Raw genomic sequence first — 14,771 nt, 5'->3', positions numbered from 1 at the left:
GCGGACACTAGCAGGCCTGAATCGCCTCCGATCGTGACCGATGGATCCGCAGCGCTACCCGCGCCTCTCCCGCATCGCCCTGCCTGTAGACCTTCGCCAGTTCCCGGAAGCCGAGCTGCCGGCGATCGCCGACGAGCTGCGCGCCTACCTGGTCGAGACCGTGAGCAGCGTCGGCGGCCATTTCGGCGCCGGACTGGGCGTGATCGAGCTGACCGTCGCGCTGCACTACCTGTATTCCACGCCGGACGACCGCCTGGTCTGGGACGTCGGCCACCAGAGCTATCCGCACAAGATCCTGACCGGGCGCCGCGACAGCATCCACACGGTGAAGAAGCAGGGCGGCATCGCGCCGTTCCCGCGCCGAGAGGAAAGCGAGTTCGACACCTTCGGCGTCGGCCATTCGTCCACGTCGATCTCGGCTGCGCTGGGCATGGCCATCGCCAACCAGCGCCGCGGCGACATGCGCAAGGTGGTGGCGGTGATCGGCGACGGCGCGATGACCGCGGGCATGGCGTTCGAGGCGCTCAACCACGGCGGCGACGTCGAGCCGAACATGCTGGTGGTGTTCAACGACAACGGCATGTCGATCAGCGAGAACGTGGGCGCGCTGACCAAGATGATGGCCCGCGCGATGGCCAGCCGCACCCTCAACCACTGGCGCGAGCGGGCCAAGAAGGCGATTCCCAAGCAGTCGTTCTTCGGCCGCTTCTTCAAGCGCTGGGAGGAGCATGCCAAGGGCATGTTCGTGCCCTCCACGCTGTTCGAGGAGCTGGGCTTCCACTACACCGGCCCGATCGACGGCCACAACCTGCCGCAGCTGCTGCACGCGCTGCGCACGGTGAAGGAACTGCCCGGGCCGCAGCTGCTGCACGTGATCACCACCAAGGGCAAGGGCTACGCGCCGGCGGAGGAAGCGCAGATCGATTACCACGCGGTTGGTCCGTTCGACCCGCAGGCCGGGCTGGTCAAGAAGACCGCGCCGGCCAAGCCGACCTACACCGACATATTCAGCGACTGGCTGTGCGACCAGGCCGCCGCCGACGAGCGATTGCTGGCGATCACGCCGGCGATGCGCGAAGGCTCCGGGCTGGTGCGCTTCTCGAAGGAGTACCCGCAACGCTACTTCGACGTGGCGATCGCCGAGCAGCACGCGGTCACGCTGGCCGCCGGCATGGCCTGCGAGGGTGCCAAGCCGGTGGTGGCGATCTATTCCACCTTCCTGCAGCGCGCCTACGACCAGGCGATCCACGACGTGGCGCTGCAGAACCTCGATGTAACCTTCGCGATCGACCGCGCCGGCGTGGTCGGCCCGGACGGCGCCACCCACTCGGGCAGCTTCGACCTGAGTTTCATGCGCTGCCTGCCGAACATGGTGATCATGGCGCCGGCGGACGAGAACGAGTGCCGCATGATGCTTTGCACCGGCTTCGATTACGCCGGCCCGGCCGCCGTGCGCTACCCCCGCGGCACCGGCCCGGGCACGCCGCTGCGCAAGGAGCTGGACACGTTGCCGATCGGCAAGGCCGAGCTGCGTCGCCGCGGCAGCGGCCTGGCCCTGCTCAGCTTCGGCGCCATGCTGGCGCCGGCCGCCGTGGTCGCTGCCGAACTCGACGCGACGCTGGTCAACATGCGCTTCGTCAAGCCACTCGACGAGGCGCTGCTGGTGGAGCTGGCGAAGAACCACGATGCGTTCGTCACGCTCGAAGACAACGCCATCGCCGGCGGCGCCGGCTCGGCCGTGGCCGAGTGCCTGGCCGCGCACGGCGTCACCTTGCCGATCCTGCATCTTGGCCTTCCGGACGTCTATCTGGAGCACGGCAGCCGCGAGGAAGTGCTGAGCATGGGCGGGCTCGACCTGCCGTCCATCCGCCACGCGATCCGCGCGCGCTTCCCGCAGCTGGTGGCCGCGAGCGCCAGCGCAGGCTGAGCCGCGCGCCCGCCGCACTGCGGCGACCAATGAAAATCGCGCCCGAGCGGCCGGCAGACTGCGTGCCCACGCGGCTCTTCGCGCGGACCGCTGCCCCTCAGCCGGGCTGGCGCCCGCCGCTGACGCGGTCGCGCTGCTCCAGGTCCTGCGCGGTGAACGCTTCGTCGTAGCCCGCCGCTTGCAACAGGGCGCGGCACGCCTCGCCCTGGTTCCAGCCGTGCTCGAACAGCAGCCAGCCGCCCGGCAGCAGGTGCTGGCGCGCGTCGCTGACGATGCGGCGGATATCGTCCAGCCCGTCCGCGCCGGCAGCGAGCGCGCCCGGCGGCTCGAAGCGCAGGTCGCCCTGCGCCAGGTGCGGGTCGGCCGCCTCGATATAGGGCGGGTTGGACACGATCAGGTCCAGTCGCGCCTCGCCCAGCGGCGCCAGCCAGTCGCCGTGCGCGAAACGCACGTTGGGAATGCACAACCGGCTGGCGTTGCGTTGCGCGACCGCCAGCGCCTCGAGGCTGGCGTCGGTGGCGAGGATCCGCGCCCGCGGTCGCTCGGTGGCGATCGACAGTGCCACCGCGCCGCTGCCGGTGCCCAAGTCCGCCACCCGCGGGGACGCATCGTGCGGAATGCGATCCAGCGCCAGTTCCACCAGCCGCTCGGTATCCGGGCGGGGAATCAGCGTGGCGGGTGTCACCTCGAGTTCCAGCGACCAGAACTCGCGCCGGCCGACGATGTAGGCCACCGGTTCGCCGTCGGCGCGGCGGCGCACCAGCTCGGCGAAGGCGCGCTCGTCGGCCAGCGTGAGCACGTCGTCGGCATGGGCGACCAGCCAGCTGCGCGGGCGCCGCAGCACGTGCTGCAGCAGCAACTCCGCCTCGGCACGCTCGCCCAGCCGGCGCGCCGCGTCACCCAGCGCGTGGCGTACTTCAGTCATCGACAGCAGCCTCGCCGGGGCGTGCCGCGGGCAGCTCCGGCGGCGTCGCGACCACGGCCCGCCGGCGCCAGTAACCGCCCTCGCTCCACGCGGCAAAGGCCCAGCGCAGCCACCCGATAAGGGCGTTGGCCAGCCACAGTGCCCACGCCAGCATGGCCAGCTTGTAGACCCACAGCGACACGCTGAGCACGCCGCCACGCGGCAGCGCGCCGGCGCTCTGGTCGGCGAACCAGCGCAGCTCCCACGCACTGGAGCCGTTGCCGGCCACGTGCATGTCCGGCAGGCCGAGCAGGCCGCGCGGCACCGCGCCGACCAGCGCCAGCAGCGCCAGCGCGGTGAGCAGCGCCAGCGCCACCTGCAGCAGGTTGAACGCGACATCTCCCAGCCGCACGCCGCGCGCGCGCCAGCCCAGTGCGATCAGCCACGCCACCACCAGCGCAAAGGCGCTCCAGGCGAAGGCGGAGAAGCCCAGCCCCAGCAGCAGCCAGTGGTGAAACCGCAGCGGAGTGGGCGCGTAGCGCGCCAGCAGCCACGCGGCCAGCAGCAGCACCGCCAGCTGCGACCAGTACAGCACCGCCGGCCCCATCGACGGGCCCCAGGTCCAGAGCACCCAGCGGTCCTGCGGCAGGTGCAGCTCGAGCGCGATGTTGGCCACCGGCGCATGCAGATCCACGGTGGAGGTGCTGGTGCGCACCGACACGCCCCGGCGCTCGCGCCACACCAGCTGGTAGTCGTGCTCGCCCGGCAGCAGCGGCAGTGCGATCTGGCCCTCGCGCAAGGCCAGGTTGAGCGGCTCGCCGTCGCGACGGGCCTGCAGCAGTTCCGCCCCGGCCGGCAAGGCCAGCGCGTGCTCGCCACCGCGGGTGCTGCGCACGGTGAGGGCGAGCGCGGTCTCGCTGGCGCGCTCGCCGGCAACGGTCGACGCGGTGACCTGGTCGAACGCGAGGCTGCTGCCGGCCACGGCCTTCGGCTCGCTCAGCGCCAGCGTGAGCGTCTCGCCCGGCAGCGGCTGGAAGCGCAGGCCGTGCGAGGTGGCGCTGCCCGGTACGCCGCTGGCCGCCACGTGCCACATCGGCGCAGCGTCGATCTGCCAGACCTCGGCGCGCTGGCCCAGCGGCGGTGCCTTCAGCACGAGCGTGGGTGCGCGGTCGAGCCGGCTGGTCCAGGTGATGGTCGGGTCGGTGGCGCGGAAGCTGATCTGGATCGCCCCGTCGCGCACCAGCGAGCCTTCGCCCTGCGGATGCTCGCCGGGCAGCAGCGGCAGGCTCACGCTGAAACCGCCATCGTGCGGCGCGAGGCGCTCCACCGTGGTCTGCACCGCCCAGTCCACGCCGAAGCTCAGCCGGCGCGTGACCCGCACATAGGGCGGCAGGCTCTGGGTGATCGCCAGCGCGCTGCCGTCGGTGGCAGCGCGCTGGCGGCTCAGGGCCAGGCTGTCGCCGAGCAGGCGCTCGTCGTCCAGACCCCCGGCGCTCCAGCCGCTGCCGATGAAACCCACGTGCCCGGGATGCAGCGGGAAGCCCAGGGTGACGCTGTCGGCACCGGCGGCGATGCGGTACTGCAGCGTCACGCGGTGCACGCCGCGATCGAGCCGCAGCACGGTCACGCCGTCGAGGCTGGCAAGCGCCGCAGGCTGCGCGTCCAGCCGCGCATCGATCAGCATGAGCGCCGCGTCACCCTGGGGCAGCGGCAGCCCGACGTCGGCGCCGGCGTGCGCGTCCAGCGTGACGTCGAGCGTATCGCCCGCGGCCTGCAGCTGGGCATCGGCGATTGCCACGCAGTGGGGCGTACATGGCGGCGCCTCGGTCAGGCGCGCGCGCAACTGGTCCAGCATGGCCCGGTCCGGGATGGCCGAGCCGGCCGACTGCCGCGCGTGGGCGGCATGCGGGCCGAGCATCGCGAGCAGCAGGACCGCGGCGCTCGCGGCGCCGCGGCGCCAGTCGTTCCAGTGTCCGCGCAGCGGCGCCACGAGCAGCGGCAGCATGCGCGCGAGCAGCGCGCCGAGCAGCGCCACCATCAGCACGCGCAGGAGCCGCACCAGCCATGCCGGCGCGATCACCAGGCGCGTGGTCTGTTGCACCGTGACGGGGCCGGACCAGCTCAGCCGATAGGCGTTGCCGAGTTCCCAGTGCGGCTCGCCCGCACCGGCCTGCACCACGCTGCGGCTGTCCAGCGGGGCGTTGAATGCATCGGCCACCGAACCGGACACCGTGATCGACGCGAGCACACCGGCCGACGATGGTGCGGGGTTGGTGCTAGCCTCATCCACGTTTGCCACGATGTCCGCAGGCGGCGCGGGTGGCGCGGGTGGCGGCGGAGCTGCGGCCACCTCCATCTGCGCGCGCTGCGGCCCGGCAACCCGTGCCGGCTCCATCATCCGCGCCTGCACCATGCGCGGCGATGTGCGCGACGCCGCGCCAGTCTCCAGCTGCGGATGCAAGGCGTACTCCAGTTGCGTGGTGGCGAAGGGCAATGTCCACAGCGCCGCCAGCGCGAAAGCCGCCAGTGCGACCAGCCGCGCCGCGGCGCGCAGGCGACCGTCCGGCAGCGCGCGCAGCAGCAGCGCCAAGGCCAGCGCCACCGCCAGCGTCCAGCGCGGCGCGCCGCCCTCGTGCTGGGCCAGCGCGAGAAAGACCGCGGCCAGCGCGGCCCATGGCCAGCCCAGCGCGCGACCGGCCAGCAGGGCGATCAGCGCCACCACGAACAGGTCGAGCAGGGTCCATTGGGCCACCCACGAGTCCGGCGAACCGTCGGCACCCGGGGCGCCGAGCAGCCGATAGCCGGGCGGCAGGTGCAAGGTGGCATCGATGCCTTCCAGCGGAATCAGCCAGCCGCCGCTGGGCAGGCTCCCGCCGTGCTGCGGCACGCGCAGACCGGCGCGCAGATCCAGCGCCTGCTGGCGCAGCTCGACGCCGTGATGACCGTTCTCGCCCTGGCTGATCAGCAGCGGTTGACCGCCCTGGGACGCCCGCTGCAATTGCCATGGCGCGCCCACATCGAGCCGCTGGTGGTGGCGCAGCGTGCCAGTGAGGTGATCGACCGCGTTCAAGCCGTGGCCGTCGAAGTCCAGCCACAGCTCGCGCTGCAGCTGCAGCTGGTCGCCCTGCCCGCCCTGGTCGCCGCGGTTGCCCTCGGCGATGACGAGCCCGTGGCTGGCATCCATGGCGAAGGCGGGGAAGCGCAGCCAGTCGGTCGGCACGCCCGCGCGGTTGGCGTCCACGCCCTGCCCCTCGACGCGAGTACCGCGCAAATCGGTGTTGTCGGCGTAGCTCCAGATGTCCTGCGCCGGCCACGGCGCGCCGGGCGGCGTCCACGTCACGTCTTTGAGCGGCGCGGTGGCGCGCGCGTCCAGCACGATCTCCCACTGGCCGGGCCGCAGCTGCACGCGCAGGCGCCCGTCGCTTTCCAGCCGCGCCGGCAGGTCGCCGGACAGCGCCGTGGCGACGAATCCGTTCGGCAGCGCCGGGCCGAGCAGTTGCTCACGCGCGGTGCCGGCCACGTTGAGCTGCAGCCGCGTCTCGAGCGTGGGCGGCAGGCCGTCGACAAGCTGGCGGTAGACGCGCAGCGACAGCGCGTCGGCGGCGCGCGCCGCGGCGGCGGCCTCGCCCAGGGTGAGGCGTTCGTCGTTGCGCTCGATGCGCTCCACCGGCACGCCGTCGATCGACAGGTCGACCAGCGCGATCGACCGCGGCAGCGCCAGCGTCGACGGCCGGCTCGACCACGCCAGCGCGCCATCGAGTCGATGGGTGCCGGTGTCCAGCCGCAGTGCCGGCTCGCCGTCGTGATTGAGTACCGGCTGCGGCTGGCCGTCCGCGCGCACCTGCTGCGGCCAGTCGTGCGTGTCGCCGGGCAGCGCGACCCAGCCGGGCGCGTCCAGCCGCACCTGCAGCGTGAACCGCGCACCGGTGGCGTCGGCCTGCAGTGCAAGGCGCCCCGGCCAGGTGCACTGGCGCGCGTCATTGGTGCCACCCGGGCTGCTCAGCAGCGGGCACGCCCGCTCGGGTACGTCGTGCAGCACCCAGCCCTGCCAGTCGCGCAGGGCGGGCGGGATGTCCTGCGCGCGCAGCGGCGCGGCGAGCAGCGAGGCCAGCAGCGCGAGGGCCAGCCACGCGGTGCGCGAACGACGTTCCATGGTCTTCCCCTTCCCCTTCGTGAGCGCAGGCAGTGTAGGCGATGCCGCGGCGCCCGCGATGGCCCTGCTGCATCCCGGGCGCTGCCGCACGCGTAGGTAACGGCTATGCCCCCGAAGTGAAACGCCGCCCGCGCGGCACCGGGGTTATCACGCCCTCCACCCCGTTCCTGCACGCCTGCGCGATGACGCCTGCGCGAGAGTCCACCGATGCCCGATAACGATCCGTCCGCCCGCTCCCCTCGTCCGCCCGCTCCCGTGATCCCGCTGCGCCCGCGCCGGCGCGGCCTCGGCGCGCTGCTGGCGACCATCGCAGCCGGCCTGCTCACCGGCTGCCAGGCCACCTTGTTCGCCGGCCTCAACGCCACCGCCCGCGATGGTGGCGTGGTGGCGACGCATGACATCGCCTTCGATGCGCGACACCAGCTGGCACTGGACGTGTACCGCCCGGTCGACGCCCGCGGCGCGCCGGTGGTGGTGTTCTTCTACGGCGGCAGCTGGAAATCGGGCAAGCGGCAATGGTATCGCTGGGCCGGCGAGGCGCTGGCGCGCCGCGGCCTGGTGGTGGTGATACCCGATTACCGCAAGTGGCCGCAGGTGCGCATGGGCGGCTTCATGCAGGACGGCGCGCGCGCGGTGGCCTGGGCGCATGCCCACGCCAGCGAATACGGCGGCGACCCGGAGGCGATGTTCCTGATGGGCCACTCCGCCGGCGCGCACGTCGGCGCCCTGCTCGCTACCGACGCCCGCTGGCTTAAGGGGGTCGGCATGACCCCCGGCCAGCTGCGTGGCTTCATCGGCCTGGCCGGTCCGTACGACTTCCTGCCGCTGACCGATCCGGACTTCGTCGACATGTTCGGGCCCACCCACGCGGCGCAGTTGAACTCGCAGCCGGTGCACTTCGTCAACGGCGACGAGCCGCCGATGCTGCTGATGCAGGGCACCGGCGACAAGATCGTGTGGCCGCGCAACGCGCGCTCGCTCGGCACGGCGCTCGAACAGGCGGGCGAATCAGCCAAGGTAAGGCTGTATCCGGACATCGGCCACTTCGCGATCCTGTTCGCGATGTCCCGCCCGCTGCGCGGCAAGGCGCCTGTGCTGGACGACACGCTGGCATTCATCCGCGAACACGCGGGGGCGCAGGCTGCCGCCGCGCTGGCGGCCGATCGGGTGGTGCGCTCCCCCTGAGCCGGGTATCCACGCGCCTGCCATGAAAAACGCCGGACGGTTGCCCGTCCGGCGTGTTGTGTCGTTATTAAGGGGCAAGCCGTCGCGAGCGTGCTTCGGCTGATCTTCTGGTGAGCGCCGCTGCATCTTCTCCGTCATTCCCGCGGACGCGGGAGGCGCTTTTCAACGGCGGATGCCGGTCATCCATCGGGAACCTGGAAGGGGACGGCAAGGTGGACCCCGCTCTTGCGGGAATGACGTCGGGAGGTTCTGCGGATTCCCGGGCGTCCCTATCAGCCGCCTCGACATCGCCTGCTGCCGCAGGCTCCGCTCGGCGCGAACGATTGCAGCTCGCGGTCACGCCTGCTTCGCGAGCAGGCGTGACCGGAACCCTCAGCGCAGGATCGCGCCGGCGTCCTGCTTCTGCTTCAGCGCCGAGCACAGCAAGGTGGACTCGGTGGTCTGGGCGAGGCCGCGGGCGGCGCCCGGTGCCTGGTTCACCCGATCCTTGAAGAACGCCTGCAGGCGATCGGCCTCGGCCTTGGAGCAGCCGCCGCCGCCCATCAGGCCGGGTAGCCGGCCACCGGCGAAGCTGCCGGTGCGTGCAAGGATCTGGTCGTAGTGCGCCACCGACCACTTCCACATGCCATCACGCTCGGCCGGAGTGTCGCGACCGCCGCGGAACAGCGCAGCCATCTCGCCGACCTTGACGTCCTTGCTCAGCGCGAAGTTGCGGATGCGCTCCACCTGGGTGGCGTCGTCCACGCTGCCGAGGCCGCCGAGGATGGCGTTGCGCAGGGCCGGATCGCTGGTCTTGGGCAGCTCGGCGATCAGCGCGTCGACCACCAGCTTGCCGTGTTCCTGCGCGGCCACGCCCAGCGCCACGCCGAGCAGGTCCGGATCGGCCGCGGCGAGGTCGAGGCGGCCGTCGGCCTTGGGCTTGAGCGCGGCATCGCCCTGCTTGAGCAGCTCGGCGCGCACCGCCGGCAGCTTGACGTCCATGCCGAGGAAGTCGGCCAGCGTGCTGCGCATCAGCGAATCGCCGTCGGCCTCGCCCGCCTTGCGGCGGTAGCCGAGTGACTCCAGCCGCGGCAGATAGGCGTCCTTCGCCCAGGCGGTGAGGCTGGCGCGCTGGGCGTCGGTGGTCGCCAGGTTCTGCCAGATCCAGCCGAAGGTATTGAGCGGCGCGAGGGCCACCTCGTCGGTCTTGGACGACACCAGTGGCTTGAGCGCGGCCAGCGCGGTGCCGGCATCGATGTCGCCGTGGCGGAAGCTGGCATTGACCGCATCGGCATAGGCGAGCTGCTCGGTGTCCGCGAGCGAGCCGATGTGCTGGCCCAGCGACGCGAGGTCGGCCTTGGTCATGCCGAAGCGGTAGTAGCCCTGCGCGCCGGCATTGGGCATCACCCAGGTCGGGTTGCTGGCGCCGGCCAGTGTCATCGCCCCCTGTTGCTTGTCGAGCATCTCGCAGCTCACCTTGCTGCCGTCGGCAGTGCCGTAGCGCACGCACACCGGCACGCCCCAGACACGGTCACTGTCGCCGGTGGAACCGACCGGCAGGTAGCGGCTCTGGCTCAGGTGCAGGATGGTCTGGCCGTCCTTCTGTTCCACCTTGGTCTGTACGTAAGGCACGCCGGACTGGTTGAGGAAGCTCTTGAACGCGGCCTTGAAATCGGCGCCCTTGTCGGCGGCCTGGGCGATCGAGTCGACCAGGTCGTCGGCGGTGGCGTTGCCGAACTTGTGCGCCTGGATGTACGCGCGCATGCCCTTCTGGAAGGTCGCCGGCGTCACGTAGTTCTCGAACATGCCCAGCACGGCGGCACCCTTCTGGTAGGTGATGCCGTCGAACGCGGTCATGATGTCGCCGTTGCCGGTGATCTCCTGGCGGATCTTGCGCGCGCTGACCAGGCTGTCGTTGTTCATCGCGCCCTGCGCGCCGCGGATGCGGTCGAGGTCCGCGCGGTATTCCGGATGCACCTTCATCGTCACCTTCTGCTGCATCCAGGTGGCGAAGGCCTCGTTGAGCCAGATGTCGTTCCACCAGGCGGTGGTCACCGTGTCGCCGGTCCACTGGTGGGCCAGCTCGTGCGCGGTAACGTTGAACGAGCCGCGCACGTACTGCGCCGGGGAATCCGGATCGAGCAGCAGCAGCCAGTCGCGGAAGGTGACCAGGCCGGGGTTTTCCATCGCGCCGGCGGAGAAGTCCGGCGCGGCGAGCAGGTCGAGCTTGTCCCACGGGTAGCCGAAGCCGTAGTAGTCCTCCAGCGCGTGGATGATGCTCGGCGTCTCGCTGAGCACGTGCTGCATGCGATGGCCCTCGCCCTTGGCGGCCACGCCGCGCAGCGGCAACACGGTGGTGCGGTAGTCGTCCGGCTTGATGTCCGGGCCGTCGACGATGTCCCAAGGACCCACGCCGAACGCCACCAGGTAGGTCGGCAGCGGCTTGGTCTGCGAGAAGGTCAGCGTCTTCCAGCCGTTGCCGTCATCGACCTCTTTCACCTGCGCGGTGTTGGCTACCGCCTGCTCGTCCTTGGGCACGGTGAGGGTGATATCGAACGGCGTCTTGATGCCGGGCTCGTCGAAGCCGGGGAACGCGTAGCGCGCGCTGATCGGCTCCATCTGCGTCATCGCGTAGGGCTGGCCCTCGTGGCTGACCTTGTACAGGCCCTGCAGCTGCTGGTTGAGCGGCGCGGAGTAGTCGATCGCCAGGGTGATCGTCTGCGGGTCGAGCCGGCGGCCGAAGTCGATCCGCGCCACGCCCTCCTTCGGCGCCGCCGCAATGTACTTGCCCGCCACGCTCTTGCCGGCCTCGTCGGTCACCATCACCTTGGCTACCTTCAGGTCAGCGCCGTGCAGCCAGACGTGGTCGGACGCCTGCGCCAGCTTCACGGTGATGACGGTGCGCCCGGAGAAATCGGTCTGGCGCGGGTCAACCTTGAAGGCGAGCTGGTAGGACTGCGGCACCGCCCAGCCGGGCAGGCGGCCGTGCGGCACCGGATCGGCACCCGCGGCGAACGCACTGGCGCAGCAGGCGGCCAGGGCAGTGAACAGAAGCGGACGGGCGTGGCGCATGGCGGGGCTTCCTGAAAGCAAGGGAACCCCGAACGCTAGGCGCGGCATGACTTCCGACACAGTGCCAGAAGGCATGGACCGCCGCGCATGACGGCTACTTCAGGTAGCTGCGCAGCACCGCCAGCAGCGGCTCCAGCTCGGCGTCGTCGCGGCTCCCGGCAGGCGCCACGTGTTCGCGCAGGTGGCCTTCGAGCACCTGCAGGGTGAGGCCGTGGATGGCACCGCGCACCGCCGCCAACTGGTGCAGGATCGCCCCGCACTCCGCCTCGTCGTCGAGCGCCCGCTCGATCGCCGCAAGCTGCCCGCCGATGCGCTTGAGCCGTGCCTTGAGTCTGCCGTTGTCGCGCGCCAGGTGCGCCATGCCCATCTCCTTGCAGATACCATAGGGGGGTATCTCTTCCAGGTTGCCCCGCCATGATAACGCCCGATCCCGCACCGCATGCCCACGACCACGCGTTTCACGACGGCAATGCCGTCGGCGAGCGCAACACCCGACGCGTCGTGGCGATCACGCTGGTGATGATGGTGGTGGAGATCGCCGGCGGCTATACGCTCAACTCGATGGCGCTGCTCGCCGACGGCTGGCACATGAGCTCCCATGCGCTGGCGCTGGGCCTGTCACTGGCCGCCTACGCGCTGGCCCGCCGGCTGTCCGGTGATCGCCGTTTCGCCTTCGGCACCTGGAAGATCGAAGTGCTCGCCGGCTACACCAGCGCTCTGGGGCTGATCGTGGTGGCGGTGCTGATGCTGGTGCAGTCGGTGGAGCGGCTGCTGACCCCCGGCGCCATCCACTACGACGAGGCAATCGCGATCGCCGCGCTGGGCCTGGCGGTGAACCTGTTGTGCGCGTGGCTGCTGGAGGACGGCCATCACGGCCACGACCATGGGCACGGACACGACCACCACGGCCACGACCACCACAGCCACGCACACGGAGATCACCATCACGACATCAATTTGCGCTCGGCTTATCTGCACGTGATCGCCGACGCGGCCACCTCGCTGCTGGCGATCGCCGCGCTGATCGGCGGCAAATACTTCGGCGCCGCCTGGCTCGACCCGCTGATGGGCATGCTCGGCGCCGTGCTGGTCACGCGCTGGGCGGTCGGCCTGATGCGCCAGTCCGCGCGCGTGCTGCTGGATGCTGAGATGGATGCCCCGGTGGTGGCCGAGATCCGCGAGGTGGTCGACCAGGCCCTGCCGGCGACGGCCATCAGCGACCTGCACGTGTGGCGCGTCGGCAAGGGCCGCTACGCCTGCATCCTGGCATTGGTGTCAAACGCCCCGCTGAGTGCCCACGAGGTCCGCCACCGGCTGTCGGTGCACGAGGAACTGGTCCACGTAACGGTGGAGATCAACCCGGCCTGAGTGGATGGCAAAAAAAAGCCGGCGACGAAGGGGGGGCTTCGTCACCGGCTGGCCCTGGCCTGGCGAGGGAGGGGAGGCGCCGGGCGGATCAGGGCGGGCGGACTGGTGCGGAAGCGGGGGCATCGGGCCGGGAGGGGAAGGCCCGCCGCAGCAGTCACGAAGCGGACGATACGCGCCGGCCTTGCATCACTCAAATCGATTGTTATGATCATAGCCATAGCCATACGCTATGACACCGGTCTACAGCGCCATGAACCTGCGCGATCTGCACTACCTCGTGGCCCTTGCGGAACACCGCCACTTCGGCCGCGCCGCCGAGGCGTGCTTCGTCAGCCAGCCGACCCTCTCCACGCAGATCAAGAAGCTCGAGGACGAGCTCGGCGTGACGCTGGTGGAGCGCACCCCGCGCAAGGTGCTGCTCACCGAGGTGGGTCGGGAGATTGCCACGCGGGCGCGCGAAGTACTCACCGAGGTGGACCAGATCCGCGCGGTGGCGCGACGCACACGGGATCCCGAATCGGGCACCGTGCGGCTGGGCATTTTCCCCACGCTGGGGCCCTACCTGCTGCCGCACGTGGTGCCCATGGTGCGCGAGGCGTTTCCCAAGCTCGAACTGCTGCTGGTAGAGGAGAAGACCGAGGTGATCGTGCGGCGACTGCGCGAGGGCAAGCTCGATGCGGGCATCCTCGCCCTGCCCCTGCACGAGGACAGCCTGCACGTGGAGTACCTGTTCGAAGAGCCCTTCGTGCTGGCGGTGCCGCTGTCGCATCCGCTGGCGCACAAGCAGGGCCAGCTCAAGCTGGCCGACCTGTCGCATGAGAGCCTGCTGCTGCTGGAGGACGGGCACTGCCTGCGCGACCAGGCGCTGGAGGTCTGCCACCTGGCCGGCGCCGGCGAGCGCAACGGGTTCCGCGCCACCAGCCTGGAAACGCTGCGCCAGATGGTGTCGGCCGAGGTCGGCATCACGTTGCTGCCGACGCTGGCGGTGAAGCCGCCGGTGGCGCCATCGGGCAACCTGCACCTGATCGAGTTCAAGCACCCTGCCCCCAGCCGGCGGCTGGCCATGGTGTGGCGCAAGAGCTCGGCCATGCACGGCTTCCTGACGCGGCTGGCAGCGGTGTTCAAGCAGCTGCCGCCGGACCTGCTCGATGCGCACTCCGCCGCGACACAGCCGCGGCCGAAACCGAAGGCGGCCGCGCCGCGTCGGGCCGCCCGCCCGTGATCAGGCGGCCACACGCCGCCATCGAGCGTCCGCACCCTCACCGGCCGGGCGATTACCTGCCGGTGGCTGAGGCACGCCGGTGAGCACGCGCCGGTTCTGGCAGATCGTGCTGGCGCTGGCCCTGCTGTGGGGCGCCACGCACTGGTGGCACACCCGCACCCTGCACCACGCGCCGGGTGTGCTGGCGGCGGAAGCGCCCGAACAGGTCGACCTGGACCGTCCCGTGCAGCTGCAGCGGGGCACCGTCACACTCACCACCCGCGCGCATTTCGAGATCACGGCGCGGGTGCTCTCGCGCGAGGACTACCGCTTCGACGACGGCGCCGACCTCGCACCGACCGACCTCGCCCTGGGCTGGGGCCGCATGTCCGACAGCGCCGTGCTGGAGCACATCCGCATCAGCCAGTCCGGCCGCTTCTATTACTGGCAGGTGAGCGAGTTTCCGATCCCCCGCCGGGAGATCGAGATGTCCAGCGCCAACATGCATCTGATCCCCGCGGACGCCGGCGTACGCGCGCTGCTGGCGCGGGTGCGCCCCGGCCAGGTGGTGCACATGGAGGGATTCCTGGTGGACGCGCGCCGTGGCGACGGCTGGTCCTGGCGCAGTTCGCTCACCCGCAACGACACCGGCAACGGCGCCTGCGAGCTGGTGTTCGTCGAGTCGATCGACACGGCCCCCTGAGGCGACCGCCGCTGGCGCGCATCGAGGCCCGCCCGAAAAGCAACGGCGCGCGGAACCCTCAGGCTCCGCGCGCCGTACCGTGGCGACAGGTGGGCTGACGCCGTGGCGTCAGATACGACCCATCAGCCAGAGCACCACCAGGATCACCAGGATCAGACCGATGATGCCCGACGGGCCGTAGCCCCAACTGCGCGAGTAGCCCCAGGTGGGCAAGCCGCCGATCAGGGCGAGGATCAGCAGGATGATGAGAATGGTGATGAGCATGGCCGTTCCTTTTGA

The 14,771-nt window shown here is 70.9% G+C and carries 10 protein-coding genes; 5 read left to right on the top strand and 5 right to left on the bottom strand.

Going from position 1 to position 14,771, the window contains the following annotated elements; all coding sequences use genetic code 11:
- Nucleotides 1-40: 40 nt before the first annotated feature.
- On the top strand, nucleotides 41-1,927 hold the full coding sequence (gene dxs / locus VFG40_RS01825; RefSeq protein ID WP_324894290.1) for a 1-deoxy-D-xylulose-5-phosphate synthase: 1,887 nt from the start codon (nucleotides 41-43) through the stop codon (nucleotides 1,925-1,927).
- A gap of 97 nt (nucleotides 1,928-2,024) precedes the next feature.
- On the opposite strand, the gene prmC is transcribed toward dxs, so the two are convergent.
- Both prmC and VFG40_RS01815 read right to left on the bottom strand, forming a co-directional pair.
- The gene (prmC, locus tag VFG40_RS01820) at nucleotides 2,025-2,852 is read right to left on the bottom strand and encodes a peptide chain release factor N(5)-glutamine methyltransferase (RefSeq protein WP_324894288.1); all 828 of its coding nucleotides are present in this window, start codon (nucleotides 2,850-2,852) and stop codon (nucleotides 2,025-2,027) included.
- On the bottom strand, nucleotides 2,845-6,984 hold the full coding sequence (locus tag VFG40_RS01815) for a hypothetical protein (protein ID WP_324894286.1): 4,140 nt from the start codon (nucleotides 6,982-6,984) through the stop codon (nucleotides 2,845-2,847). The genes prmC and VFG40_RS01815 overlap by 8 nt, the downstream gene beginning before the upstream one ends.
- Nucleotides 6,985-7,191: 207 nt before the next feature.
- On the opposite strand from VFG40_RS01815, the gene VFG40_RS01810 reads away from it, so the two are divergent.
- On the top strand, nucleotides 7,192-8,169 hold the full coding sequence (locus tag VFG40_RS01810) for an alpha/beta hydrolase (protein ID WP_324894284.1): 978 nt from the start codon (nucleotides 7,192-7,194) through the stop codon (nucleotides 8,167-8,169).
- 372 nt (nucleotides 8,170-8,541) lie between these two features.
- Here VFG40_RS01810 and VFG40_RS01805 read toward each other — a convergent pair whose 3' ends face one another.
- Together VFG40_RS01805 and VFG40_RS01800 are read right to left on the bottom strand one after the other, a co-directional pair.
- Nucleotides 8,542-11,220 carry a M1 family metallopeptidase gene (locus tag VFG40_RS01805; RefSeq protein WP_324894282.1) on the bottom strand — a complete coding sequence of 893 codons (2,679 nt, stop codon included), beginning with the start codon at nucleotides 11,218-11,220 and terminating at the stop codon, nucleotides 8,542-8,544.
- A gap of 94 nt (nucleotides 11,221-11,314) precedes the next feature.
- On the bottom strand, nucleotides 11,315-11,581 hold the full coding sequence (locus VFG40_RS01800; protein ID WP_324894280.1) for a metal/formaldehyde-sensitive transcriptional repressor: 267 nt from the start codon (nucleotides 11,579-11,581) through the stop codon (nucleotides 11,315-11,317).
- A 53-nt stretch (nucleotides 11,582-11,634) separates the two neighbouring features.
- On the opposite strand from VFG40_RS01800, the gene dmeF reads away from it, so the two are divergent.
- The 3 genes from dmeF to VFG40_RS01785 all read left to right on the top strand — a co-directional run bounded on the left by dmeF (nucleotide 11,635) and on the right by VFG40_RS01785 (nucleotide 14,492).
- Nucleotides 11,635-12,588 carry a CDF family Co(II)/Ni(II) efflux transporter DmeF gene (dmeF, locus tag VFG40_RS01795; protein WP_324894278.1) on the top strand — a complete coding sequence of 318 codons (954 nt, stop codon included), beginning with the start codon at nucleotides 11,635-11,637 and terminating at the stop codon, nucleotides 12,586-12,588.
- Nucleotides 12,589-12,838: 250 nt separating this feature from the next.
- Nucleotides 12,839-13,810: a DNA-binding transcriptional regulator OxyR gene (gene oxyR, locus VFG40_RS01790; RefSeq protein ID WP_324894276.1), complete on the top strand. Its 972-nt coding sequence runs from the start codon at nucleotides 12,839-12,841 to the stop codon at nucleotides 13,808-13,810.
- 79 nt (nucleotides 13,811-13,889) lie between these two features.
- Entirely contained in the window at nucleotides 13,890-14,492 is a 603-nt protein-coding gene (locus VFG40_RS01785; RefSeq protein ID WP_324894274.1) for a hypothetical protein, read from the top strand.
- A gap of 108 nt (nucleotides 14,493-14,600) precedes the next feature.
- Here VFG40_RS01785 and VFG40_RS01780 read toward each other — a convergent pair whose 3' ends face one another.
- Complete coding sequence (locus tag VFG40_RS01780; RefSeq protein WP_324894272.1) at nucleotides 14,601-14,756, bottom strand: DUF3309 domain-containing protein; 156 nt, start codon at nucleotides 14,754-14,756, stop codon at nucleotides 14,601-14,603.
- Between the last annotated feature and the right edge of the window lie 15 nt (nucleotides 14,757-14,771).

It is taken from the genome of Dyella sp. (assembly GCF_035685805.1).
In the GTDB taxonomy this organism is placed as follows: domain Bacteria; phylum Pseudomonadota; class Gammaproteobacteria; order Xanthomonadales; family Rhodanobacteraceae; genus Dyella_A.
The sequence above is the reverse complement of the archived record's forward strand: the minus strand, read 5'-3'. Positions and strand labels throughout refer to the sequence as shown.

Bases quoted from the DNA above. Each gene is read 5' to 3' on its own strand.
- dxs (WP_324894290.1), top strand. From the start codon at position 41: ATGGATCCGCAGCGCTACCCGCGCCTCTCCCGCATCGCCCTGCCTGTA.
- prmC (WP_324894288.1), bottom strand. From the start codon at position 2,852: ATGACTGAAGTACGCCACGCGCTGGGTGACGCGGCGCGCCGGCTGGGC.
- VFG40_RS01815 (WP_324894286.1), bottom strand. From the start codon at position 6,984: ATGGAACGTCGTTCGCGCACCGCGTGGCTGGCCCTCGCGCTGCTGGCC.
- VFG40_RS01810 (WP_324894284.1), top strand. From the start codon at position 7,192: ATGCCCGATAACGATCCGTCCGCCCGCTCCCCTCGTCCGCCCGCTCCC.
- VFG40_RS01805 (WP_324894282.1), bottom strand. From the start codon at position 11,220: ATGCGCCACGCCCGTCCGCTTCTGTTCACTGCCCTGGCCGCCTGCTGC.
- VFG40_RS01800 (WP_324894280.1), bottom strand. From the start codon at position 11,581: ATGGCGCACCTGGCGCGCGACAACGGCAGACTCAAGGCACGGCTCAAG.
- dmeF (WP_324894278.1), top strand. From the start codon at position 11,635: ATGATAACGCCCGATCCCGCACCGCATGCCCACGACCACGCGTTTCAC.
- oxyR (WP_324894276.1), top strand. From the start codon at position 12,839: ATGAACCTGCGCGATCTGCACTACCTCGTGGCCCTTGCGGAACACCGC.
- VFG40_RS01780 (WP_324894272.1), bottom strand. From the start codon at position 14,756: ATGCTCATCACCATTCTCATCATCCTGCTGATCCTCGCCCTGATCGGC.